22 protein-coding genes are annotated in these 21,777 nt (G+C 42.1%); 3 read left to right on the top strand and 19 right to left on the bottom strand.

Annotation, left to right across the window (positions count from 1 at the left end; translation table 11 throughout):
* From phnE to AC1Z3S_RS08580, 3 genes are read right to left on the bottom strand one after another with little or no spacing between them, the layout of a single operon-like run.
* The gene (gene phnE, locus AC1Z3S_RS08590; RefSeq protein ID WP_461740025.1) at positions 1 to 795 is read right to left on the bottom strand and encodes a phosphonate ABC transporter, permease protein PhnE; all 795 of its coding nucleotides are present in this window, start codon (positions 793 to 795) and stop codon (positions 1 to 3) included.
* Entirely contained in the window at positions 782 to 1,600 is an 819-nt protein-coding gene (gene phnC / locus AC1Z3S_RS08585) for a phosphonate ABC transporter ATP-binding protein (protein ID WP_265457912.1), read from the bottom strand. Before phnC ends, phnE begins: the two co-directional genes overlap by 14 nt.
* Positions 1,600 to 2,514 carry a phosphate/phosphite/phosphonate ABC transporter substrate-binding protein gene (locus AC1Z3S_RS08580; RefSeq protein ID WP_461740024.1) on the bottom strand — a complete coding sequence of 305 codons (915 nt, stop codon included), beginning with the start codon at positions 2,512 to 2,514 and terminating at the stop codon, positions 1,600 to 1,602. The genes phnC and AC1Z3S_RS08580 overlap by 1 nt, the downstream gene beginning before the upstream one ends.
* A 127-nt stretch (positions 2,515 to 2,641) precedes the next feature.
* On the opposite strand from AC1Z3S_RS08580, the gene AC1Z3S_RS08575 reads away from it, so the two are divergent.
* Complete coding sequence (locus AC1Z3S_RS08575; protein ID WP_461740023.1) at positions 2,642 to 3,295, top strand: GntR family transcriptional regulator; 654 nt, start codon at positions 2,642 to 2,644, stop codon at positions 3,293 to 3,295.
* A 48-nt stretch (positions 3,296 to 3,343) separates the two neighbouring features.
* On the opposite strand, the gene msrA is transcribed toward AC1Z3S_RS08575, so the two are convergent.
* The 4 genes from msrA to AC1Z3S_RS08555 form a co-directional block, all read right to left on the bottom strand.
* Positions 3,344 to 3,871 carry a peptide-methionine (S)-S-oxide reductase MsrA gene (msrA, locus tag AC1Z3S_RS08570; protein WP_461738237.1) on the bottom strand — a complete coding sequence of 176 codons (528 nt, stop codon included), beginning with the start codon at positions 3,869 to 3,871 and terminating at the stop codon, positions 3,344 to 3,346.
* Between the two features lie 90 nt (positions 3,872 to 3,961).
* On the bottom strand, positions 3,962 to 4,756 hold the full coding sequence (locus AC1Z3S_RS08565) for an aminoglycoside adenylyltransferase domain-containing protein (RefSeq protein WP_461740022.1): 795 nt from the start codon (positions 4,754 to 4,756) through the stop codon (positions 3,962 to 3,964).
* A gap of 3 nt (positions 4,757 to 4,759) precedes the next feature.
* A complete protein-coding gene (locus AC1Z3S_RS08560) occupies positions 4,760 to 5,686 on the bottom strand; it encodes a LysR family transcriptional regulator (RefSeq protein WP_461740021.1) in 927 nt (308 codons plus the stop codon).
* A 129-nt stretch (positions 5,687 to 5,815) separates the two neighbouring features.
* Entirely contained in the window at positions 5,816 to 6,544 is a 729-nt protein-coding gene (locus AC1Z3S_RS08555) for an AAA family ATPase (protein WP_461740020.1), read from the bottom strand.
* A gap of 154 nt (positions 6,545 to 6,698) precedes the next feature.
* On the opposite strand from AC1Z3S_RS08555, the gene AC1Z3S_RS08550 reads away from it, so the two are divergent.
* Entirely contained in the window at positions 6,699 to 8,258 is a 1,560-nt protein-coding gene (locus AC1Z3S_RS08550) for a glycoside hydrolase family 31 protein (protein WP_461740019.1), read from the top strand.
* Between the two features lie 114 nt (positions 8,259 to 8,372).
* Here AC1Z3S_RS08550 and AC1Z3S_RS08545 read toward each other — a convergent pair whose 3' ends face one another.
* The 7 genes from AC1Z3S_RS08545 to AC1Z3S_RS08515 all read right to left on the bottom strand — a co-directional run bounded on the left by AC1Z3S_RS08545 (position 8,373) and on the right by AC1Z3S_RS08515 (position 15,909).
* Positions 8,373 to 9,923, bottom strand: a complete 1,551-nt coding sequence (locus AC1Z3S_RS08545) for a bifunctional metallophosphatase/5'-nucleotidase (protein ID WP_461740018.1) — start codon at positions 9,921 to 9,923, stop codon at positions 8,373 to 8,375.
* 95 nt (positions 9,924 to 10,018) lie between these two features.
* Positions 10,019 to 11,308, bottom strand: a complete 1,290-nt coding sequence (locus AC1Z3S_RS08540; RefSeq protein WP_461740017.1) for an extracellular solute-binding protein — start codon at positions 11,306 to 11,308, stop codon at positions 10,019 to 10,021.
* A gap of 16 nt (positions 11,309 to 11,324) precedes the next feature.
* Positions 11,325 to 12,614, bottom strand: coding sequence for an MBL fold metallo-hydrolase (locus AC1Z3S_RS08535; protein WP_461740016.1), 1,290 nt, complete (start codon positions 12,612 to 12,614; stop codon positions 11,325 to 11,327).
* Positions 12,598 to 13,416 carry a carbohydrate ABC transporter permease gene (locus tag AC1Z3S_RS08530; protein ID WP_265457882.1) on the bottom strand — a complete coding sequence of 273 codons (819 nt, stop codon included), beginning with the start codon at positions 13,414 to 13,416 and terminating at the stop codon, positions 12,598 to 12,600. The genes AC1Z3S_RS08535 and AC1Z3S_RS08530 overlap by 17 nt, the downstream gene beginning before the upstream one ends.
* A gap of 1 nt (position 13,417) precedes the next feature.
* Positions 13,418 to 14,305 carry a carbohydrate ABC transporter permease gene (locus tag AC1Z3S_RS08525; protein WP_265457881.1) on the bottom strand — a complete coding sequence of 296 codons (888 nt, stop codon included), beginning with the start codon at positions 14,303 to 14,305 and terminating at the stop codon, positions 13,418 to 13,420.
* Positions 14,305 to 15,378 carry an ABC transporter ATP-binding protein gene (locus AC1Z3S_RS08520; RefSeq protein WP_461740015.1) on the bottom strand — a complete coding sequence of 358 codons (1,074 nt, stop codon included), beginning with the start codon at positions 15,376 to 15,378 and terminating at the stop codon, positions 14,305 to 14,307. Before AC1Z3S_RS08520 ends, AC1Z3S_RS08525 begins: the two co-directional genes overlap by 1 nt.
* 231 nt (positions 15,379 to 15,609) lie before the next feature.
* Complete coding sequence (locus AC1Z3S_RS08515) at positions 15,610 to 15,909, bottom strand: rhodanese-like domain-containing protein (RefSeq protein WP_461740014.1); 300 nt, start codon at positions 15,907 to 15,909, stop codon at positions 15,610 to 15,612.
* Positions 15,910 to 16,035: 126 nt separating this feature from the next.
* Here AC1Z3S_RS08515 and AC1Z3S_RS08510 point away from each other — a divergent pair, with 126 nt between their 5' ends.
* Positions 16,036 to 16,350 carry a DsrE family protein gene (locus tag AC1Z3S_RS08510; protein WP_461740013.1) on the top strand — a complete coding sequence of 105 codons (315 nt, stop codon included), beginning with the start codon at positions 16,036 to 16,038 and terminating at the stop codon, positions 16,348 to 16,350.
* A gap of 159 nt (positions 16,351 to 16,509) precedes the next feature.
* On the opposite strand, the gene AC1Z3S_RS08505 is transcribed toward AC1Z3S_RS08510, so the two are convergent.
* The 5 genes from AC1Z3S_RS08505 to AC1Z3S_RS08485 form a co-directional block, all read right to left on the bottom strand.
* Complete coding sequence (locus tag AC1Z3S_RS08505; protein WP_461740012.1) at positions 16,510 to 17,145, bottom strand: NAD(P)H-binding protein; 636 nt, start codon at positions 17,143 to 17,145, stop codon at positions 16,510 to 16,512.
* A 75-nt stretch (positions 17,146 to 17,220) separates the two neighbouring features.
* A complete protein-coding gene (locus AC1Z3S_RS08500; RefSeq protein ID WP_461740011.1) occupies positions 17,221 to 18,390 on the bottom strand; it encodes a cation:proton antiporter in 1,170 nt (389 codons plus the stop codon).
* Positions 18,391 to 18,510: 120 nt separating this feature from the next.
* Positions 18,511 to 19,257 (bottom strand): alpha/beta hydrolase, encoded by a 747-nt coding sequence (locus tag AC1Z3S_RS08495; protein WP_461740010.1) that lies wholly within the window; start codon positions 19,255 to 19,257, stop codon positions 18,511 to 18,513.
* Between the two features lie 560 nt (positions 19,258 to 19,817).
* Positions 19,818 to 20,612: a MerR family transcriptional regulator gene (locus AC1Z3S_RS08490; RefSeq protein WP_461740009.1), complete on the bottom strand. Its 795-nt coding sequence runs from the start codon at positions 20,610 to 20,612 to the stop codon at positions 19,818 to 19,820.
* Positions 20,613 to 20,839: 227 nt separating this feature from the next.
* Positions 20,840 to 21,730, bottom strand: coding sequence for an SDR family oxidoreductase (locus AC1Z3S_RS08485; RefSeq protein WP_461740008.1), 891 nt, complete (start codon positions 21,728 to 21,730; stop codon positions 20,840 to 20,842).
* Positions 21,731 to 21,777 lie beyond the last annotated feature (47 nt).

Here is a 21,777-nt window from a genome sequence, read left to right as displayed (position 1 = left end):
TTATTTCACTAAACGTCTGAGGCGATTGACGACAAATTCAGTCAGCAGCACCATCGCCACTAAAATAATAATTAAAGATAGGGCCTCATGGTATTTAAATAGACGAATATTGGTTTGAATCATAATCCCGATGCCGCCTGCGCCGACCATTCCTAAAATGGAGGAGGCGCGAATATTTATTTCAAAGGAAAACAGTGTCCAATTAATCCAAGATGGAATAAATTCCGGAATCAGGCCATGAAATAAAATTTGCAGATAAGAAGCGCCACTTGCCCGCAAAGCCTCGAGCTTGCTGCCGGCAATTTCATCGATAGAATCTGCATAAGAGCGGGCCAAAAATCCTAAAGTAGCAATAATTAAAGCCAGCAGACCCACCATATTACCGATGCCGAAAATATAAACCAGCAGTGAAGCCCAAACTAAAATCGGAATATTTCTTAAAAATGAAATGAAGACCCGCACCCCGACTCTCAACCAGCGAAACGGATTTGTTTGTTCTGACATCAAGAGGCCAAAGATAAAGGCCAAAATCGCTGAAAAATAAGTTCCTACAACCGCAAACAAAAGCGTCTCTAAAATTAAGGGCAGGTAAGTCGGCAATTGAGTGAAATTAGCCGGCAGAAAATTGGTAATAAAAAATTGAAAGAAGCTGGGAAAGGCCAGCAATGCTTCCAAAGGATTTACTTGCAGATAGGCAAAAGCAAAGATGACCACGCCGATGACAGTCATCAGCTTTAGCAATAAAGCTAATTTCTTTTGTTCAGTCAACAGTACCCGTTGGCTAGATTTCTCCATAAGTCAAATTCCCCTCTGTCAGTAGCGCATCTTCTTGCGGCAATTTCATCTGCGCTTCTTTTCCTTTGTAAATCATGGCGGTCATTTCATCTGAAAGCTCGCTTGGCCGTCCATCAAAAACAACTTGTCCAGCTTGAATCCCGATAATCCGAGTCGCATATTTTTTTGCAAAGTCGACTTGGTGCAAGTTGACGATACAAGTGATACCTCGTTCCTCGGTAACACCCTTTAAATGGTCCATCACAATCCCAGCAGAATTGGGATCCAGCGAAGCAATTGGCTCATCCGCTAAAATTAATTTAGGATGCTGCATAATCGCTCGGCAAATGCCGACCCGCTGCATTTGTCCCCCGGATAAATCATTTGCTCGTTTGTATAATTGGTCTTTCAAACCGACTTTGGTCAATAACTCAACGGCTTCCCGTTTGTCCGCTTCTGGATAGCGGCTCAAGAGACTATTGAAAAATGAAACCTTACCTAAACGACCATGCAACACATTTTTAATCACATTGGTGCGACCTATCAAATTATAATGTTGGAAAATCATGCCAATGTCAGAGCGCTGACGTTTTAATTCCCGCCCCTTCACTTTTTCCATGTGAGTACCGTCAAAAATAATTTCCCCTTCAGAGGGATCAATCATCCGATTAATTGAACGGATGAAGGTCGATTTGCCGGCACCGGAAGGACCGATAACCACGATAAATTCGCCTTTGTGAATCGTTAAATCAACGTTTTTCAACGCATAATTTTCTTTGTCGTAGGTTTTCCCTAAATTTTTTAAGACTAATAATTCTGCTGCCATTATTCGGCCTCCTCAATGTTTAATGTCGCCACCATTTCCTCTACGATTGCATAATCTTCATCCTTGGCTTCGATAAAGCGCACATCTTTACTGCCATACATTGTTTCAAAATAGTCTTCGTTGGCATAATTTAAATAGAATTCTTTAATTTTATCCTTCATCTCCTGCGGTAAGTCAGCACGAATGACAAAGCAAGCATTAGGAATCACATCGGTCTCGCCAATTACCCGCACATCGTCTTCTTCAATAATTCCCGCTTCAACCAATTGCGGAATTGTTTGACCGGCAACCGCCGCTGCATCGTAATCGCCTTTAATGACGCCCATGATACTTGAGTCATGTTTGCCGGAATAAGCAACAGTCTTAAAGAAGTAGTCAGGATTTTCCAATTGGTCAGTATCTAAATCCAGTTCATTGACTAACTTAGCTTTGGGAAACATATAGCCAGAAGAAGAGGCTGGGTCAACAAAGGCAAAAGTTTTTCCTTCTAAATCAGCTAGCGTTTGTGTTTCCGTGTCGTCCTTACTAACAATAAAGACCGTCCGATATTCTTCTTCCCCCATGGAAGTTGTCGTAACTAGCGGCTCAACGCCAGCAACTTTTTTCGCCTGATAATAACTCATCGGCGAAACTAACAACACATCCAGCTTCCCGGATTTCATCGCTTCAATGCCCACGGAATATTCTGCGCCAACTAATTCTTCCACTTCTAAACCTAATTCCTCCGACATTGCACTGCGGAAGTCTTCATTTTTCGTGCCTGCATCCGGATTATTTTCATCCGGCATTTGGACAATCGTTAATTTATCAATTTCGCCAGCTGCACTCGCTGCTTGATTATTACCGCAGCCTGTCATCACTGCTAAAGATGCCCCACATAATAAAGTTAAAAGTGCTAATTTCATTTTTTTCATTTTCAATCTCCCATTTTCAAATTTCAGTAGTATACCACTGAACACTTGTAGTATACTTTGTAGGACAGGGAAGATTCATCAATATTCAGTAACGTTTTTGTAAATTATATGTAAAAGGATGAAAATCATGCCAAAATCTATTGAAAGCAGTGTCTATCAAGAAATTAAACAAGCGATTCTTTTCGGAGAATATAATCTTGAAGAAGGTTTATCTGAAGCCTCAATTTCAAAAAAACTCGGCTACAGCCGCTCACCCATTCGTTCTGCTTTAAAACAATTGGAGCAGGAAAAATTAATTGTCTACAAAAAAAACCGTGGCATCTCCTTAAGGGAAGCCACGGTAAAAGAAATGGTCGACATCACACAAATTTGTGTTGAATGGTTAATTTTAGCCACAAAACAAGCTAGCCTTGGCCTAGCTGTTTTAGATGTAGAAGACATCCAGGAAAAATTAGCCTTAGCCAAGCATTATCGAGAAAATCTCGATTACGTTCAATACATCAATCAAATGCCCAAAGTTTATACGGCTATCATGGCAGCCTCCGGCAATGAGCTGCTTGCGCCGACCTACGAGAGTCTGTGGGCCCGAGTCGTCAGCACCTCTTTGTATCGGAAAATGTCCGATTCCAGTAATGCACCTAAGAAAACTTTATCGACGGTCCAATTTTTCCAAGAGTATTTGGACTTAATCCGTGCTGAACATTATGCTGAAGCCATTGATAAATTGCAGGACTATCTCCAATATGCCAACCAGCAAATTTTACATTATGGGCGAATTTAAAAAAAAGAACAGCTAGTCACGTTTAGACTGGCTGTTCCTTTAATTTTATTAATTTTTCCAGTTATTGCGAATAAACGCTGCCCGGCCAGAGCCTTCACGATACATATTGTAGTGGGCGCTGTTGGTTTTGTAGTAATCTTGGTGATAATCCTCAGCCGGATAAAATGTTTGACGAGCTTCGATTTTTGTAACAATCGGTTCTTTAAAACGACCGCTAGCTGCTAAGTCGGCCTTCGATTTTTCTGCCGCTGCTTTTTCAGCCTCATCGCCGTAAAAAATCACCGGACGATAGGAGTCGCCACGATCTGCAAATTGTCCTAAAGCATCTGTTGGGTCGGTTTGGCGCCAATAGATTTCAACTAAATCAGCATAACTGATTTGATCCGGGTCATAAGTAATTTCCACCGCTTCAGTGTGGCCAGTCTTACCCGAACCAACTTCGCGATAGGTGGGATTTTTGGTATGTCCGCCTGTATAACCGGAAACTACTTTCTCAATACCTGGCGTTTCTTCAAAAGGTTTGACCATACACCAGAAACATCCGCCAGCAAAGACGGCTTTTTTAAATTCTGCCATTACTATCCCTTCTTTCTACTGCTAATCATACTCACTTTTGGGACTTCCGCAAAAATTATGCTTAGAATTATCAATCGGCTTTGCAAAAAATTAATGAACGAAAAGCAAGTTTTCCCCAGCAGCTTTTTTTATCTCAGACAACAGAAAACCTGTGATTTCTTGCAAGTTTTCCTCCGAATATTTCTGCTGCAAGCTAAGGGAATTTCCTTGATAATCAATAATTGCCTGCTCGATGATTTTCTGAAATTCTGGCGACACCTGCTGTAAAGCCCAGCGGCCGCCAGCTAACTTTCCTAACAGTAGATTCCGTTTCACAAAAGCTAAACTGCGACATAAATTTAAAAGCGTTGACACCGGAGCTTGCCGGATGCCTACTGAGACATCCTGTAAATCAGCGCACACACTACGCCAGTATTTCTCTTTTGAAATATAGGGGATCGTTTTCTTAGTGGATTTACCTAGCAAAACATAGCCTTTTTTGCGAATTATTTTTAGATGTGCGGGTAAATCCGGGTCAAGTCCCTGCATTGCTTCGACAAATTGCTCAGGGCTTTTCAAAAAAGCCCTTCGATGAAGCGGTGAAAAATGAAAATTAAAAGCTGCCGCAACAGGGCTTTTTTGCAGCATCTTCACCGTCATTACATGAAACTCCAAGCCTTTTTTAGGAGCGTTGGGCCACCACTTCTCCAGCACGACTGCCATCAAGGCCAATTTTTCAGGCTTCGTCAAGTTATATTTAACGACAATCAAAAAATCCAAATCACTGAAATCAGGATTATAGCCGCCTAAAACAAACGAACCGTGCAAATAAATGCCCATTAACTTATGACGCAGGATTTTTTTGATATCATTTTTTATTTGTTGTAATAATGTTGCTGTGGTCATGGGTTACTCCCCAATAATCTCAAACCCATATTTTCTGATATAGGCCTGGAGAATCTGCAGATATTCTTGGGCAATCGGGGATAATTCCAACTGCTTTTGTTTAATCCATCCCAAAGTCAGCGAATCTTCGACCGCCAGTGGGATGGCGACGATTTTATCATCGTTTAATTCACTGGAGATAATGCCAGAGCTGATGGTGTAACCATCCAACCCCACCATCAAATTAAAAATAGTAGCCCGATCACTGACCTTGATGCTTTTTTTATGCTCCAGAGTGCTGAGAATTTCTTCCGCAAAATAAAAAGAATTGCTGTCCCCCTGTTCATAAGAAAGATAAGGGTATTCCTGTAAATCCTCTAACTGAACAGTTTTTTTCTGGGTCAAAGGATTTTGGCGGCCGACAAAGACATGGGGCTGAGCGACAAATAAAGGCGTAAAGACTAAATCTTTTTCTTTAAATAATTTGGTCATCACTTGGCGGTTAAAATCATTCACGTAGAGCACACCAATTTCACTTTTAAAACTAGTTAAATCATCTAAAATATTTTCTGTTTCGGTTTCCCGCAGTGTAAATTGATATTCGGCGGTTGTGACACCGTGAATCAGTTCAACAAAAGCATGGACCACGAAGGCATAATGCTGCGCCGATACGGAAAAGGCCTGCTTGCGAACACTTTGCTGCTGATAACGTTCCTCCAGTAAATACACCTGATCCAAAATTTGACGGGCATAAATCAAAAACTCCCGGCCATCATTGGTCAAAGTTACCCCCATTTTACTTCGCAGCAACAACTGGACCCCCATTTCATTTTCCAATTCCTTGATGGCATTGGATAAACTGGGCTGGGTCAAGAATAATTTTTTGGCCGCTTCATTGATGGAGCCAGTTTTGGCAATCATTTCCAAATATTCCAACTGTTGAATTCGCATAAGGGCCTCCTTTGATTAAGCACACCTGCTTCATTTTCAAAAATTATACGCCAGCTGCGTGGGGAATGCTATGAAGAATTTATTTTAACCTTATGATACCAATTCTAAAACCAGCACAAAAACACTCCCTCACTCCAACAAATAATGTAGCAGCCGCTGATGGTCATCATAAAAAATCTTACTTTCTTTGAAGGCCAGCGTTTCCTCAAGAGGAAGTTCCTCAAGTCCCGCTTCGGAAAATTGATAGATTTGCGCACCGGGGTACGCCATAATGATTGGTGAATGAGTCGCAATGATTAATTGCGAGCCCGTCTTAACTAGCCGATGCATTTGTTCCAGTAAAGAAAATTGGCGGCTGGTTGATAAGCCCGCCTCTGGCTCATCTAGCAAATAAAAACTGTCGCCGCCAAAACGATTTTCAATAATTGCCAACAACCCTTCTCCGTGGGAACGCTCATGAAGCGATTGGCCGCCATAGGAACCAAAGGGCGTGGTTTCATATCCAGAAAGTTCTTCAATTTCTGAGGCTACATTGTAATAAGTTTCTGAACGCAGAAAAAATTTTGTTCTTGGTAAAGTACCTTTTCTAACCAGGCGCACATTTTCATGGAGTGAGGAGTGGCTTGCAAAGGTTTCAAAGTTAAAATTTTGGCTGCCGCCTTCTGGATTGATACCATAGGCAACGGCAATTGCCTCTAAAATCGTTGACTTACCAGTGCCGTTATCTCCTGATAAAAAAGTGATGGGAGCGGTGAAAGGCAGACTGCCGTGATGCTTTAAAATTTCCTGCACTGCAAAAACTTCAAAAGGATAACCCTTTTGCTGCGTATCATTGATTTTTAACTCGTGAAGAAACATGGTCCTCCTCCTTTTGCTAGTCTTAATTTTTCAAACCGGTCTTTCCTTCCAATATAACAAACCCCGCAAAAGTGTCAACCAAACAAAAGTAGCGCTTTCAAATTAGTCAACATATAATATAATAGAAGAAAAGCTCTTAAAGGAAGGTCCCAAGATGGAAAATATTCAAGTGTTGCAACCGGTATTAACGGAAAGAATAAAAATTTCTCCGCTACCTGATGAGGTCTGGTATGGCGGTTGTGTGATGGATGGGCCCAAGTATCCCTTCTCTTTTGAGGAAAATTATGCTCTTAAATTGAAAAATCTTGATACGGTGAATCAATTCTCCCCAACTTTTATCTCTTCTAAAGGCCGCGCTCTGTGGAGTAGCCAAGCCTTCGATTTTTATACTGGTGAAACGCATTATGAAATTGCGCCGCAGACGGAGGTTTATTTTTATGAAGGGGGCAGCTGTTTAAAGGATGCTCAGCAGCTAATTGCTCAGCAAGTTTATGCTCTAGGGACAATGCCGCCAAAGGATTTTTTTGCGATGCCCCAATGGAATTCCTGGATTGAATTGATTTATGACCAAAATCAAAAAGGAATTTTAGATTATGCCAAAGGAATCCTGACACATGATTTGCCGGCCGGTCTGATAATGATTGATGATTTATGGGCGGATTATTATGGCAATTGGCAATTTTCGTCAAAAAAATTTCCGAATCCAAAGGAGATGGTGACTGAGCTGCATCAGTTGGGCTTCAAGGTGATGCTGTGGGTCTGTCCTTTTATTTCGCCGGACACGGCAGAGTTTCGCTACTTGCGGGAGCAGGATTTTTTAATCAAGCAAAGGGATGGTCAGCCGGCCATTCGTGAATGGTGGAATGGATACAGTGCTGTTTTAGATTTAAGTCATCCCGGAGCTTATGCTTGGTTGAAGGAGCAACTGCAAAACTTGCAAACCGAGATTGGCATCGATGGCTTTAAATTCGATGCCGGTGATCCGCGATTTTATCGCAATGATGATCTCTCCTATCAAGGTGCTACTGCCTTAGAGCAGGTGGAATTGTGGGGCCGCTTTGGCTTGGAATTTCCCTTTAATGAATTTCGCGTGACCTATAAAAATCAAGGAGCGCCTTTAGTCAATCGACTGCAGGATAAGGAATTTGAATGGGGTGAGAATGGTTTAGCTGAATTAATTCCCGATTCTTTAGCTCAAGCAATGCTCGGCTATCACTTTAGCTGTCCTGATATGATTGGCGGCGGCGAATTTCAAAGTTTCTTAGGGAAAACCCAATTGGATCAAGAATTAATCGTTCGCTCGGCTCAATGCTCCGCTTTGATGCCGATGATGCAATTTTCTGTGGCGCCGTGGCGGGTCTTAGATGCTGAACACTTGGCAATCTGTCAGGCGGCCGCTAAGCTGCATGTCGAATTTGCAGACTATATTATTCAATTGGCACAGGCAGCCGCTAAAACCGGCACGCCCATCATTCGGCCAATGATTTTTGAATTTCCTGAGGCGGATCTTCGGTTCAGCCATACACAATTTATGCTGGGGCCTGAAATTCTGGTGGCGCCTGTTTTAGAAAAAGGCGCTGTCACAAAAGAAATTTATCTGCCAAAGGGGCAATGGCAAGCAGGGTTCAATCAGCAGGTCTTCACGGGTCCAGCGATTGAAACAATCCCCGTTGAGTTAAGCACCCTACCGTATTTTAAAAAATTAAAGAATTAAAAATAAGCCTGAAGAAATTTTTTTTACTACTGATGACAGTTTTCAAAAGTGAGTTATTCAATCAACTTTTAAAAATTGGCTGCATCCGTTTAAAAACTTTTCTTCAGGCTTTTTTTATTTTACAACTTTAAAATTATGATTCACACTGGCATTGATTACCGGATGTTTCTCCAGGTAATTGGCAATCAGTTCGGTCATATCAATCTGAACTTCCCGAACAATTTTTTCTGGGGTAAACATCTGGAAATTGCCGCCCCCCACTGCTCGGTATTGATTGGTGACAATTTCTAACTCATCCGTTGGTTTCACCGGCTGTCCTTTAAACGTCAACTCGGTAATCCGCTGGCCAACAGGCTGCCTCATATCGATAATATACTCAATACCTTCATACATATCGTAATTATAATACTGCGGTTTTGGATCAATGAAGGCGGGATTAAACTGGATTTCACCAGCTTCTAAAATTAAATAATTGGCCGTTTGCTCAAGGGCCGCTTTCAAATCGGCTCCGGAAACTTTTAAAACGGCTAATGTGTTTGGGTAAATATAATTGGTGATAATGTCCCGCATGGTAATCGTCTCTTGAAATCCTTTGCCTTCATTGTTAAACAACGCCGTCCCAGAAATTTCAGCACCGCTGGCAGCCATTTGTACCTGATTAATAAATTCTACATAGGGATGCTCAACTAAGCGGGCCTGCATCGCATCGACAATCGTCATGTCGCCGACAACTTTTCCCACCGGCTGGTCGAGCCAAGCCTCCAACTCTTTTTCAATAAGAGCAACGGCCGCTAAAATTTCTTGGTCGGCTTTAACACCTGCCACCGGGTGAATTTCAGCTTTGCTAGCGATTACTTGATAGCCGGTTGCCGTTTTTTCCAGCTCCAATTGGATTTCACCTACATGATTGCCGCGATAGCCTGGCTGTACGACTGGCACACCATTAACAATGGCGGCGATTTCCCGATGCTGATGCCCTGTCACTAAGGCGTCGATGCCGGCAACTTCTGTCAACAATTGATAGCCTTCATTTTCGCCGGTCAATAATTCGGTGGGCTCTCCTGTGATTAAATCCCGTTCAAATCCGCCGTGATAGCTGACAATTACCACGTCAGCTAATTCCCGTAATTGAGGCAGATATTTTTTGGCGGTTACCACAGCGCTGACAAACGTCAAACCCGCAATCGTTGCTGGCTGCTCCCAATGGGGGATGTATTGCGTATCCAAGCCTAAAATAGCAATTTTAACGCCCGCTTTTTCGATAATTTCATAGGCCTTGCCAAATGCTGGTTCACCGGCTTCATTTAAAATATTTGCTGCTAAAACTGGTGTTTGATAACTGGCAACTGCTTCTTCTAAGTAAGCCCGACCGTAATTAAATTCGTGATTGCCCAAAACATGGACATCGTAACCGATTAAATCGGTGACTTGCGTCAAGTCAGCAGCCGTCAACTTATTTTCTTTGGCAACGAAATAGCTGAAGGGCGAGCCTTGAATAAAATCGCCATTTTCAATTTTTATCACTGGACCTTCTGCCGCTGCAGTCAGTTCTTTGATTTTACTGGCAACTTTGGCCGCACCGATTGGCAGCTCTTGCTTGTCAGCATAATTGGTCGGATAAATATAGCCGTGGATATCGCTGGTTTCTAAAATAGTTAAACGCATAGTTCCTCCAATGAACGAAAGAACCTGCGACAAAATTGTCACAGGCCTCCCTCGTGTTTATCATCAGCAGATTCAATCTGCTGGATTTTTAATGCTTATTGGTTCCAAGCATCTTGGAATTGTGAAACAGAGTCTTCAATTAATTGGTCGGTATCTTGGTCGGTATTTGACAAGATATTTTCCATAATTGCCCGAGTTTCATTGTAAGCAGTATCAGAACTTTGTGCTACTGGAATTGAGAATAAGTGTGCTGTTGCTTGGCCTAATTCTGCCGGCACTTTTGTTTCTGGATTGTCTAAGTATTCTGTTGAAGTTAAAACAGATTCGACAACTGGCATGTAGCCTGTATTGACAGCCCAATCCAATTGCGATTCAGGAGAAGTCAAGAATTTCATGTATTCAAAGGCAGCTGTTCTTTCTTCTGAAGAAGCGCTGTCGAACATGTAAATATCCGTTCCTTGTTGCAGGTTCATTTCAGCAGGACGAGTTGCTACGCCGTATTCAAAGACACCTTCAGTATCTTTTTTCACGTAGCCTTCACCAGCGATAGAGCCGATAAACATTGCGACTTGTTCATTAGCGAATGGTCCAGATAAGTAGCTGTCAGAACCAGCAATTCTAAAGTAGCCTTCTTTGACACCATCTGCATAGTAGTTGATAACTTCTTTAGATTCGTCACCGGCAAAGTCTAAGTCAGCATTGAAATCAACGCCGGCATTTTCCATCCCGATAGCATAATAGTTGTTTAATGAATCAAAACCAGCTCCGACAACTTCTCCGTTTGATTGTTCGTAAATTGTCTTAGAAGCTTCTGCTAATTCTTCAAAAGTTGTTGGTACTTCGACGCCGTATTCAGCTAGCATATCCGCATTGTAGAATAACATTTCCGTCGATTTGTTAAAAGGAATTCCATATTGCGTGCCATCGATTTGCGCACCCTCCATCAAAGGTTCCCGAATTGCTTCTTGGTCGCCCCAACCGATATCGGCGTTATCGATGTAATCTTGTAAATCGACTAGCATGCCATCAGTCGCTGCGCTATACAACCAGCCTGGGTATGCTTGAGTAATCGTTGGTAAATCTTTTGGTGAAGGCAAAGTAGAATTGATTTTTGCTTGCAAGTCAGAATATTGCGATTGGTTTTGCAACTCAATGGTGACGTTCGGATTTTCATCCATAAATTGTTGCGTTAAAGAAACCAATTCTTCTTCTTGAGCACCATTCATGGCATGCCAAAATGTAACGGTGGTGCCTGCTGATACTTCTGTGGCAATTTCACTGCTGGCAGTTGAGTCCGCCGTTGAATCGTTGCCGCCGCCGCAAGCCCCTAATAAAAGTGCTGCACTTGCTGCAAATACTCCAAATGTTACTTTGTTTGCTTTCATCTTTTACGCTCCCTCTTTATAAAACAATTTTTTGCCCACGAGTGGGTAGTATTCTTTCACCATACGGATTTTCCAGTTTTTCTGGCTTCAAGGTATGGATTGGAACCAATAGTTTAGGCTGAATCCAAGCAATAATTTGCTCCAAATCAGCAGGAAAAGCATGCCCCGACACTGCTAGACGCAGAAATTCGATTTTATGATCCGCTAATAGCGCTAAAAAGACTGCATAAGCCGGATCAAAGTCCCCCAAAGGCTGAGCATCCAAGTGTAAATAAAGTCCCCCGGCCTGCAGCTGTTCAAAATCAGCAACTGCCTGCCACAAATATTTTTCATCGTCAGCTAATAAAGTTTGATAGCTGACTTCTAACTCTGGATTTAAATCAGGATTTATTTTGTCTTTGGCATAATAATAAGGCACTTGTTTGCCAAAAATCTCCTGTAATAAACTGGCTTGATTGGCTTCCAATACCACTGTCCGTGGCGAATGCTCAACGAGTTGTAGAAAGCGTTCGACATTGGCTGGATAGCCGTTAAAGGTAATTTGCCGTTTCGGGGTTTCCAACTCAACATCAACAACTCTTTGAATCAAGTCTGTTTCACTTAAAACTTTGATTTCTTCGGGATTTTCTTCCCGCTCTGGAAAACTAATGCTGACCCCTTCCATCATTAATAAATCTGTTTGGAAGGCGGCTTTGGCAAAGGCCTCCGTAATTTCCGGATGATACCCATGCAGGCGTAAATCTCCTGTGTAAGTGATCAATTGCTCCGGCGTACGAATCAATAGCGCTGAAGCACCGAAAGCATCGTGATCCACTGGCCAAATTTCCACCGAGATTTCACCAACTTGAATGACATCCCGCGGTTTTAAGCCAATCATTTCCCTGACAAAGTTTTTTTCAGCAAAGGGCGACGGGGTTAAAAAGTCGCCGTCCCGATTTAATTCTTCTAAAATAGCTTTCGTTTCCGCCAAAGTATATAAGGGAATCGATGGATCTAAATAATTGATAATTTTTGAATGGTCCAAATGAGCATGGGATAAAAAGACCGCTGTCTCTTTAAATTCCTGAGGTGCCTCCCCTTGATAGGAATAATTCAAGCGAGCGTCGTAAATTCCCGACAGCTCCGGCACCCAGCGATGATCGACAAGTGTTTGTAAATTCTCGTCCGGCAACGGCGTTTCTGGATGATATTCCGAACCAAAATCAAAGAAGATATGCGCGTCTTGATAAGCGACTTCAATAATCGTGCCGCCAATTGTTAAAATCCCGCTGTGAAAGGTCACAGTCGTCTTAGCCTTTGATGCCATCTTTTGCCACTCCTTTGATAATTTCTTTTCTGAAAATAAGATAAATAATTAAGATGGGAATGACCGTCAAGGTGGCAGCCGCCATTTGCAATTGGACATCACTGCCGCTTTCCGTAGTGAAGGCTGACAGCCCATTATTCAACAGTCGCAAATCTTTGGTATTGGTAACTAAAAGCGGCCACAGGAATGAATTCCAACTGGAAATAAAAGTTAAAATCCCCACAGTAACTAAAGCTGGTTTTGACATAGGAATTAAAATCCGGCGAATGTATTGCAGATCCGTCGCCCCGTCAATTTTGGCAGCTTTATAAAAAGTGCTGGAAATCCCTTTAAGATAGCCGTTCAAATAATAAATATAGAAAATACTCGTCAGAAAGGGAATAATCAAAGCCGTGTACGTATTCAGTAAGCCCAGTCTGGCAATTGTGTTGTAGTTGGTAAAAATAATCGACTCATAAGGCACCATCAACAGGGAAACCATAATCGCCATCACAACTTTTTTAAAGCGAAACTCTAAGCTAGTTAATGCAAAGGAAGCTAATACGGCGGTAATCAAGGTAAAGATAGTCGTCACTGTTGAAACAAAGACGGTATTGATAAAATATTGCAGAAACGGTGCCCGTTCAAAGACCGTCGTGAAATTGCTCCATTGCAGAGCTTCTGGGATAAAGGTCGGCGGAATACTCGTCGCTTCCCGATAAGTCATCAAGCCCGCTAAAATCATATAGACAAAGGGGAAGACGGTGATAATCGCTAATAAAACAATAAAGACATAACTGATAGTCGTCAGCACTTTACTCATCTTAATTGCCCACCTTTCGCAACAATTTATTTTGGATAAAGGTGACCGCCAGAATAATTAAGAACAGCACGACCGTCGCCGCCATCGCCACACCCGGTCGACCGGCAATATGAAATTTATCATAGATATAATAAACCGCTGTGGTCGCACTGTTGGCAATCCCAGCTTTTCCGCCAAATAAAGCATAGACCTGCGTATAAACTTTAAAGGCGCCAATCACATTGACTGTCAGTAAAAAGGCAATCGTTGGAATCAATTGCGGGAAGGTGATTCGGCTGAAAATTTCCCAGCTATTTGCGCCAAACATTTTGGCAATTTTATAATGTTCCTTATCGATATTTCTGAGGCCCGCCAGCAAAATAATAATATTGAAGGCTAGACTGCTCCAAATCCCAAAAATAATCAAGGTTGGCATGCTCATCTTGACATCGTCCAGCCAATTGACTCCGGGAATTCCGAAAAATCCTAAAATATAATTGACAATCCCATAAGAGCCGTTAAAGAAATAACGGAAGACAATCCCGATGGCAATTGTTGAGGTCACATAAGGCATAAAGAAAATTGTTTCAAAAAAACTTTTGAATTTCACTTTTTCAAAGATGACCCAAGCAATTGCCAAAGAAATAATCAAGGCAATCGGCACCACAGTAAAGGTGTAGAGGGCCGTATTTTTTAGCGCCCGAAAAAAGACCGGGTCGCTGAGAATTCTTTGATAATTTTCGATGCCGGCCCACTGCTGATTGATTAAGCTGCCGCTTTGAAAACTCATCCAAAATGAACGAATCAACGGATAAATGCTAAAGAATACAATGACAATCAACGAGGGCAACAGGAAAAGCCAAGCTTTTGGCTGGTTCTCTGGATTGTAATTCTTCTTAAATTTAAACATTAGTAGATGCGCGCCCCTTCTTTTTCAAAGATAAAGGCCTTGTTCAGATTAAAACGGAAGCCTTGGGTATTGCCTTCTTCAATGGCGACTTCAATTGGCACTAAAGACTTGGAGTGAATCTCATTAACATCAAAATTCAAAATCCGTTCCCGGCCAATCAACTCTACGCTTTTAATATTAGCCGTGAAATCCGGCTCAACATCGGCTGGAATCACATCCTCAGGTCGAATACCAATATAGTATTGGCCGTCTTGATAGCCTTTTTTAAAGCGCTCATCACTGAAGCGCTCCAGCGGAATGCTAAATTCCGGATGCAGCATCTGACCAGCTTTGATTTCCACTGGTAAAATATTGATAATTGGATTCCCGATAAATTTAGCCACGAATAAATTGCTAGGCTCCAAATAAAGATTTTGCGGATCATCGTCTTGTTGAACGACACCTTCATTTAGCAAAATAATTTTATCGCTGATGGAAAGAGCTTCTTCTTGGTCGTGGGTCACGAAAATTGTGGTGATGCCGACTTCTTTGACGAGACGGCGAATTTCTTCTCGAATCTTCAAACGCAGGCGGGCATCTAAATTACTTAACGGTTCATCTAATAATAAAACTTCAGGATTTTGGACCAAAGCCCGGGTAATCGCTACCCGCTGTTGTTGCCCACCAGATAGAGTCCCTGGTTTTTTATCCTTTAATTCTTCAATATTGGTCAGCTTCATATACTTTTCAGCAATCGGCTTGGCCTCTGCTTTTTTCATTTTTTTGTCACCGACAGTCAGTGGAAACATGACATTTTCCTCAACCGTCATATGTGGATATAAGGCATAATTCTGGAATACAAAGCCAATATTGCGGTCCTTCGGTTCAGTTTTCACAACCGATTTCCCATCAAAGCGAATGTCGCCTTCTGTTGGTGTCAACAAGCCGGCAATCATATTTAAAATCGTCGACTTGCCGCAGCCGCTTGGCCCCAGCAGACAAACCAAATCCCCTTTTTCAATCGTAAAGTCCACCGACTTCAAGGCTTCAAACCCATTTTCAAAGACTTTTTTTAAACCGACAATTTCAATCAATGTCGAATCCCCCATCTATTTATCAAAATCAAATTTATGTAAAACAAAAAATTACAGCAGCTATTTTTATTTTAAAACTTTACTTATTTCAAATGGTCTTTATGAGATATTTTTTAAAAACTTATCCTTAAAAATTTATAGAATTACCAGCTCCCCTTCGGCAATATTTCTAAAAAACGATTCAGCTTATTATCAGCTTTTTTTCGCAAAAAGAAAATACTTTATTTAAAATTATTTTGCTAAGGTGCTCGGCCAAGCCAATGTACCGCCGGCAACATTAGTGACATCATAGCCCGCTTCTGCTAAAAACTCACTGGCTCTTTGTGAACGCTGACCGCTGCGGCAAATAATGTAATATTTTTGGTCCTTTGACAACTGAGCTAAATTTTCCGGCAGCTCCTCCAGCGGCAAACTCACTGCGTCGGGCACATGCCCAGCAAAAAAGCCCTCCACCGGGCGAACATCCAGAATATGTAATTTTTTCTGTGTTGCCTGTTGATAAAAATCCTTCATCGAAATCGTTTGATACATGTTGAGCCTCCCATTTTTCTTTCTTATGTTGATAATATACAATAAGCCTAGTTATTACCACTAATTGTTCTTTGGAATGACTGAGTGCTTCCATGGAAATTGCAAACAAATTTAGGAGGAATCCCTATGAAAGTTGTCTTTCACATTGATGAAAAAGAAAAATGGCCGGAAGCCCGCAGTAATGTTAAAAATCTGCTACAAGCCACAGCCACAATTGAAGTGATTGTTTTAGTAAATGGTGGAGCTGTCACCGGTTATCTTGAACCGGCTTACCAACACTTTATCAGCAATCCCAAAATTAGTTTCCACGCTTGCCACAATGCGTTAAAAGCGAATGATATCGCTGAGGAACAACTGCCGAAAAATGTCGAGGTGGTTCCCGCTGGCGTTTTAGACTTAGTTAAGTTGCAGTCGAATGGCTATGCTTATATTAAGCCTTGAGGGAGTAAATCCCCCCTCCTTTACCAAGAAGTTTATAAAAAAAGACCAGCAACAGCGAATTTTTTAAGTTCAAGCTGTTGCTGGTCTTTTTTTAATATGAGAAATTTTCATATGGTCCATTGATTTGTTAAATTGAACGAAATTTTACTCAGCCAAAAGCTACACAGATTTCAACGCCTCATCAATCTCATCTGATCCGCCCATCATGGAAATAACCTTTTTAATCGTATTAGGATATTTCAATAATTCTGCTAAAGTTTTAGCGACATCGGGGATTGGATTGGGGCCCATCGCTCCGCTGTTTACGGAAATTTTGCCTGTTGCGGTAGTTTCTTCTAGACTGCCCGGCTGTAAAATTGTGTAGTCCAGCTGGGTGTTATCGACAAGCCAATGGTCAGCGAACATTTTGGCGATATTATAGTTCATGATTTTTTCTAGACCAGTGCCCCGCCATTTTTCCGGTTCCATGGAATACGTTGAGCTCAATTGGATATAGCGTTTGATGCCTTGTTTTTCGGCTGCCTGCATTAATTTGACTGCGCCGAATAAATCCGTTTGTAGTAAATCTTGGCCCCGAGAGCCGGCGACAAAATAAACGACTTCGGCATCCGCTAAAGCTGCGGCCATTTCGGCGACTTCCCAGTGTAAATCAAAATGGACGGGGGTGATTTTAGCGCCCGTTTTAATTTTTTCAGGGCTTCTAGCCCCAGCTAATACTTCATGGCCGTCTGCAATCAAATCGGCAATCAATTCTTCAGCTACCCGACCGGCTGCCCCTACGATAAATATTTTCATTTTCTGTCCCTCCTGTTTGACTATTTGACCTAAATTAAGCATACCCTAAAGACTTTTTTTCTTCAAAAGTGCTGTTTATTGATTAGGTGCGGACTTGGCATACGTGCGATTTGTAAAATATTTCAAAATCAACGGTGAAACGAGGGTTGTCACTAGAATAATTAAGACCAGTGAGGAATAGTAATCACTGGCAACTACGCCGGCATCTGTCCCTAATTGTAAAATGATTAAGGCCATTTCCCCTCGTGAAACCATTCCTGCGCCAATCATCCAGCTGCTGTTATTAGAAAAACCCGAAAGCTTGGAGCCGATAAAGCCGCCAATCATTTTAGCGGCAATTGCCACCAAAACAAAGGCCACGACTAGAACAATTTGGCTTTTTAATTGTCCGAAGGAAACGCTCAGACCGATGCTAACAAAAAAGACGGGAATAAAAACAGCATATCCAAGGGCCTCCACATTGCGGTGGACCTCTGTTTTATCTTTGGTTTGACTGATGGCAACGCCGGCAAAAAAGGCCCCAATCACTGAGCTAAGTCCGACTAAATCCGCCAAGTAAGCCATCGAAAGACAAATGACCAACGACACGATAATAACGGCCGCCGGTGCATACACTTTGCGGCTGAGGTTCATTAGATAAGGTGCCAACCATTTGACTAAACAGTAAATCAATAGAAAATACAGTAAATCTTCTAACACAATCAAAAGAATTGATGGAGAATTGCGGCTGTTGTCAGGTGCTAAAAAAGTAAAGCTGAAGCTGACCAATAGCACCGTCAAAATATCATCAATTACTGCCGCTCCTAAAATTGTTGAACCTTCTTTAGTATCTAAGGCCTTCAATTCCTTTAGCACCTCCACCGAAATACTGACGGAGGTAGCGGTCAAAATAATTCCAAAAAAGATTGCTTCGGTAGTGGAAATCGCCAGCGCTTGTCCTGTACCAAAGCCCAAGAAAAGCGGCAACAGGATGCCAAAAGAAGCAACGAGCAAAGCCGGTCTCAAATATTTTTTTAGCTGGCTCAGATTACTTTCCATGCCAGCAATAAACATCAGCAAAATGACGCCGATTTCTGAAAATTCATGAATCAAGGTATCCGGATGCAACCAATTGAGAACCCCTTCCCCTAAGATTACGCCAATCAGCAGCTGCCCGACGACTGCCGGGATGCCAATTTTTTGCGAAAAATGGGAGGCGATGGTAGTTGCTAATAAAATAAGACATAAGACTCCGATAAATTCCATTATCATAACTTCCTTTTTCTATATAATTCATCACCAAAAGCATAGCACTTCTTGATTAAAAAGACGAAAAAAATCCCCCAAACTTGAAAATGTTTGCGGGATTTTTTCTATTCACATTTTTTAGCGATTATTTCGCGGAAAGTTTTCCTGCAGCCATTGAATCAGCATCGTCGCCACTTCAATTTGTTGCTCGCCATTGGACATTTCCGCTGGATTGTCCCCTTTTTGTTCACCGTAACTGCCAAAGCCGGCATGATTGCCGCCAACAATTGATTGGTAATTGGTATCACTTGGCAGATATTCCTTTGCCGCTTCATAATTATCCCAGTCTAGGACACCATCATCACTTGCGGTCAAAGAAAGGACCGGCAAATCACTCGTAGCTAAGCTCCCCTTTTCATCAGGGTAGCTGGCCAAATAAATCATACCCGCTACTTGATCCAAGTGGTTGGCAGTAAAACGGCTCGCCATCACACCACCTAAGGAATGTCCCGCTAAAATATATGTGTCGGCGGGATTTTCTTCGATAATTTTTTCAGCTGCGTTTTCTCCCAGAACAGCGAGATTCAAGGGGAGTTTCAAAAGGTACACATTGTAGCCGGCTTGGGCCACCTGCTCGGCCCAGATACTGTAGCTATCCGCCTCCACCAGTGCTCCTTGATAGAAAATTAAGTTGATGTTACTTTTCTCCGGTGCGGAAAAATAATAATAATCCTTTGATTCTTGGCTCACTTGCTCCGCATTCACAGCTGCCGTTGAGGCACTGTAGGTACTTTTTTCGAGGTACAAAAAGCCCCCGGCAAAGACTAAGACAATCGCCAATAAAGCACCAAGCAGAACTTTTTGCCATCTGGCTAGTTTTTTCATTTTATTTCCTGACTTTCTTTAGATATTTTCCAACTGCCAGATGATCGTAGCACAAAAAACAATTTCTGACAGCAATTGTGACTGCTAATCCGTTTGTCTCAGACCATAATTTTTTGATTGTCTTAGCAAGTAAAACGTGCTCACTCAACTTCAGTAAATATCAAAGAAAATAAAAAAATGAAGAAAATTTCCACTTGGCTCACCTGTCAACAGTTAAAAAACGGCTGCACAACTAGTTTAAATCGCGCTGAACCTTGCGATTTAACGAAAACATCCAGTAGGAACAGTTAATCATTTTCAATTTGCTATGAGAACCTCCTAACTTGTAGGAGCATAGGTACTTTCTGTCTTACGCAACCACTGAACCACAAAAAAATGCAATATAATTCGGGCTTTCAGCTGCAAAAAAAGGCTAATCTCACAGCTCAGCAAAAAAGCTGCTGTTTTATCACAATAACAGCAGCTTTGTAGGGACAAAGTTTGGTACAAGAATTTGCTTGTCAGTTAAATCGGCTTTAAATTTTCTAAAGCCTGACCATCACAAATTAGCTTACTCACTTTTAATCATCCAATAATCCAATCGGGAAATAGACATCTACTTGATTTTCATCAGCTGCGACTTGACTTGGGTCAGTTTGATAAAACTCAAAAGGAGCTTCAATCAGTTGAAAATTATGCTCTTCAAGCCATTGCGACAAGGCTCCATAGACTGACGGCATCTCTTGATAATTGCCTTTAAAGATTAACCGGGCAGCTTGATAAGCTGGTAAAGTGCGAGTGGCTTTCGTTGCTTCGGCAATCGGTACCGCCCATTCCACATCGTAATTTTCTGGCGTGTATTCATCGCTGTGATAAAAAGCCATTGGGGCACCAATTGGCGTGACTCCAGTGGCACCAATTTGTTCAAATAATTCCTGCAGCAAATTCCCGAAATCTTTGACATCCATCGTTTTTCGCAGACTGAATAAATTCATGGCGGGGCTATTTACAAGTTCAATTTCATTTTGGTAAGACATAAAGTCTCCTCCTTCAGCTAAGGTTTGCAAATCTTTGGTCAGTTGTAGTTGGAGGGTCTGATAATTTGCCATTTTTTCCTGCAATTGTTTTTCCTTCTCAGTCAACAGTACAGGCAGCTGCGTTGCATCAAGGAGTACTCCTCGAATCTCCGCCAGACTGCAGTCATAAATTTTCAAACGCTGGATTAAGGCAACATCGGCTAATTGGGTGACCGCATAATAACGATAGCCATTGTCCGGATTAACTTTCTGCGGCGACAATAACCCAATCTCATCGTAATACCTTAATGTTTTGGCGGTAATCCGCCCGGCTTTTGAAAATTGACTGATGGTTAACATCTTGCTCCTCCTCTTTAACTGCCACATTCCTAGCTTAAGCCTTCCTGTTACTGGAAGGTCAAGGGGAAAATAATCTTTTTTTCAGTATAGCAAAATTTAACCAGCTATCTGAAAGAAATCGTAACCACCCTTCGTAAAATAAATTTTTTCAAAACTATTATTCGACAAAAAAACTGCGCCGTTGAGAAACTAGCCAACGGGCGCAGGATAAATTTTTATTTTTAATTTTAATTAATTAGAGTACCGCCAGTCACGCCGTAAATTTGGGCGGTAACATAGCTGGCATCATTCGAGGCTAGAAAAACATAGACTGGGGCCAATTCAGCGGGTTGGCCAGCCCGTTCCAACAGGGCTTCTTGTCCAAATTCTGGCAATGCATCCGGCAGCTGGCCGCCATCTAATTGCAATGGTGTCCAAATTGGGCCTGGGGCAACTCCATTGACGCGAATGCCTTTTGGCGCTAAAGACTGCGCCAAGTTCATGGTGTAGTTGGCGATGGCAGCTTTGGTTGCTGCATAATCCAATAATTGCGGGCTAGGTTGATAGGCTTGGACCGAGGTCGTCGTAACAATCGCACTACCGGCTGGTAGATGAGGCAGCGCCGCTTTGACCGTCGCAAACATCGAAATAATATTGACCATAAAACTATCTTTAACTTGTTCCAACGGTAAATCTGCAACATTCGGCTGGGCAATTTGCTGAGCCGCATTTAAAACTAAAGTATCAAGACCATCAAAAGCGGCCACCGTTTTTTCAACCATGGCTGCCGGAGCGGCTTCATCCCGTAAATCATAAGGTAGCAGCAAGCTTTTTTGACCAGCCGCTTCAATTAGCGCTGCAACTTCCTTGGCATCTTCATCTTCTCCGGGCAGATATTGAATGGCAACATCAGCACCTTCTCTAGCGTAGGCGATTGCCGCCGCCCGACCGATCCCCGAGTCGCCGCCGGTAATTAAGACTCGGCGACCAAATAATTTTTGGCTGCCGACATAGCTGTCCTCGCCACAATCTGGTTTGACCTTCATTTCATCTTGAAGGGCCGGTGTCTCTTGCTCTTGTTCAGGAAATTGCCAATCGTGAAATAACTTTCTCGGGTCCTTTAAATCTGGTTTTGCCATAAAAAATCTCCTCCCATTCTGCTATTAGCCTAATTTAAAAAAACATT

It is taken from the genome of Enterococcus sp. LJL90, assembly GCF_056924355.1.
This window is presented reverse-complemented; position numbering and strand designations above follow the sequence as displayed.

Bases quoted from the DNA above. Each gene is read 5' to 3' on its own strand.
- AC1Z3S_RS08535 (WP_461740016.1), bottom strand. From the start codon at position 12,614: ATGGCATCAAAGGCTAAGACGACTGTGACCTTTCACAGCGGGATTTTA.
- AC1Z3S_RS08565 (WP_461740022.1), bottom strand. From the start codon at position 4,756: ATGACCACAGCAACATTATTACAACAAATAAAAAATGATATCAAAAAA.
- AC1Z3S_RS08545 (WP_461740018.1), bottom strand. From the start codon at position 9,923: ATGCGTTTAACTATTTTAGAAACCAGCGATATCCACGGCTATATTTAT.
- msrA (WP_461738237.1), bottom strand. From the start codon at position 3,871: ATGGCAGAATTTAAAAAAGCCGTCTTTGCTGGCGGATGTTTCTGGTGT.
- AC1Z3S_RS08510 (WP_461740013.1), top strand. From the start codon at position 16,036: ATGAAAGTTGTCTTTCACATTGATGAAAAAGAAAAATGGCCGGAAGCC.
- AC1Z3S_RS08580 (WP_461740024.1), bottom strand. From the start codon at position 2,514: ATGAAAAAAATGAAATTAGCACTTTTAACTTTATTATGTGGGGCATCT.
- AC1Z3S_RS08485 (WP_461740008.1), bottom strand. From the start codon at position 21,730: ATGGCAAAACCAGATTTAAAGGACCCGAGAAAGTTATTTCACGATTGG.
- AC1Z3S_RS08525 (WP_265457881.1), bottom strand. From the start codon at position 14,305: ATGTTTAAATTTAAGAAGAATTACAATCCAGAGAACCAGCCAAAAGCT.
- phnC (WP_265457912.1), bottom strand. From the start codon at position 1,600: ATGGCAGCAGAATTATTAGTCTTAAAAAATTTAGGGAAAACCTACGAC.
- AC1Z3S_RS08495 (WP_461740010.1), bottom strand. From the start codon at position 19,257: ATGAAAAAACTAGCCAGATGGCAAAAAGTTCTGCTTGGTGCTTTATTG.
- AC1Z3S_RS08555 (WP_461740020.1), bottom strand. From the start codon at position 6,544: ATGTTTCTTCACGAGTTAAAAATCAATGATACGCAGCAAAAGGGTTAT.
- AC1Z3S_RS08490 (WP_461740009.1), bottom strand. From the start codon at position 20,612: ATGTTAACCATCAGTCAATTTTCAAAAGCCGGGCGGATTACCGCCAAA.
- AC1Z3S_RS08540 (WP_461740017.1), bottom strand. From the start codon at position 11,308: ATGAAAGCAAACAAAGTAACATTTGGAGTATTTGCAGCAAGTGCAGCA.
- AC1Z3S_RS08515 (WP_461740014.1), bottom strand. From the start codon at position 15,909: ATGTATCAAACGATTTCGATGAAGGATTTTTATCAACAGGCAACACAG.
- AC1Z3S_RS08505 (WP_461740012.1), bottom strand. From the start codon at position 17,145: ATGAAAATATTTATCGTAGGGGCAGCCGGTCGGGTAGCTGAAGAATTG.
- AC1Z3S_RS08550 (WP_461740019.1), top strand. From the start codon at position 6,699: ATGGAAAATATTCAAGTGTTGCAACCGGTATTAACGGAAAGAATAAAA.
- AC1Z3S_RS08530 (WP_265457882.1), bottom strand. From the start codon at position 13,416: ATGAGTAAAGTGCTGACGACTATCAGTTATGTCTTTATTGTTTTATTA.
- AC1Z3S_RS08500 (WP_461740011.1), bottom strand. From the start codon at position 18,390: ATGGAATTTATCGGAGTCTTATGTCTTATTTTATTAGCAACTACCATC.
- AC1Z3S_RS08560 (WP_461740021.1), bottom strand. From the start codon at position 5,686: ATGCGAATTCAACAGTTGGAATATTTGGAAATGATTGCCAAAACTGGC.
- AC1Z3S_RS08575 (WP_461740023.1), top strand. From the start codon at position 2,642: ATGCCAAAATCTATTGAAAGCAGTGTCTATCAAGAAATTAAACAAGCG.
- phnE (WP_461740025.1), bottom strand. From the start codon at position 795: ATGGAGAAATCTAGCCAACGGGTACTGTTGACTGAACAAAAGAAATTA.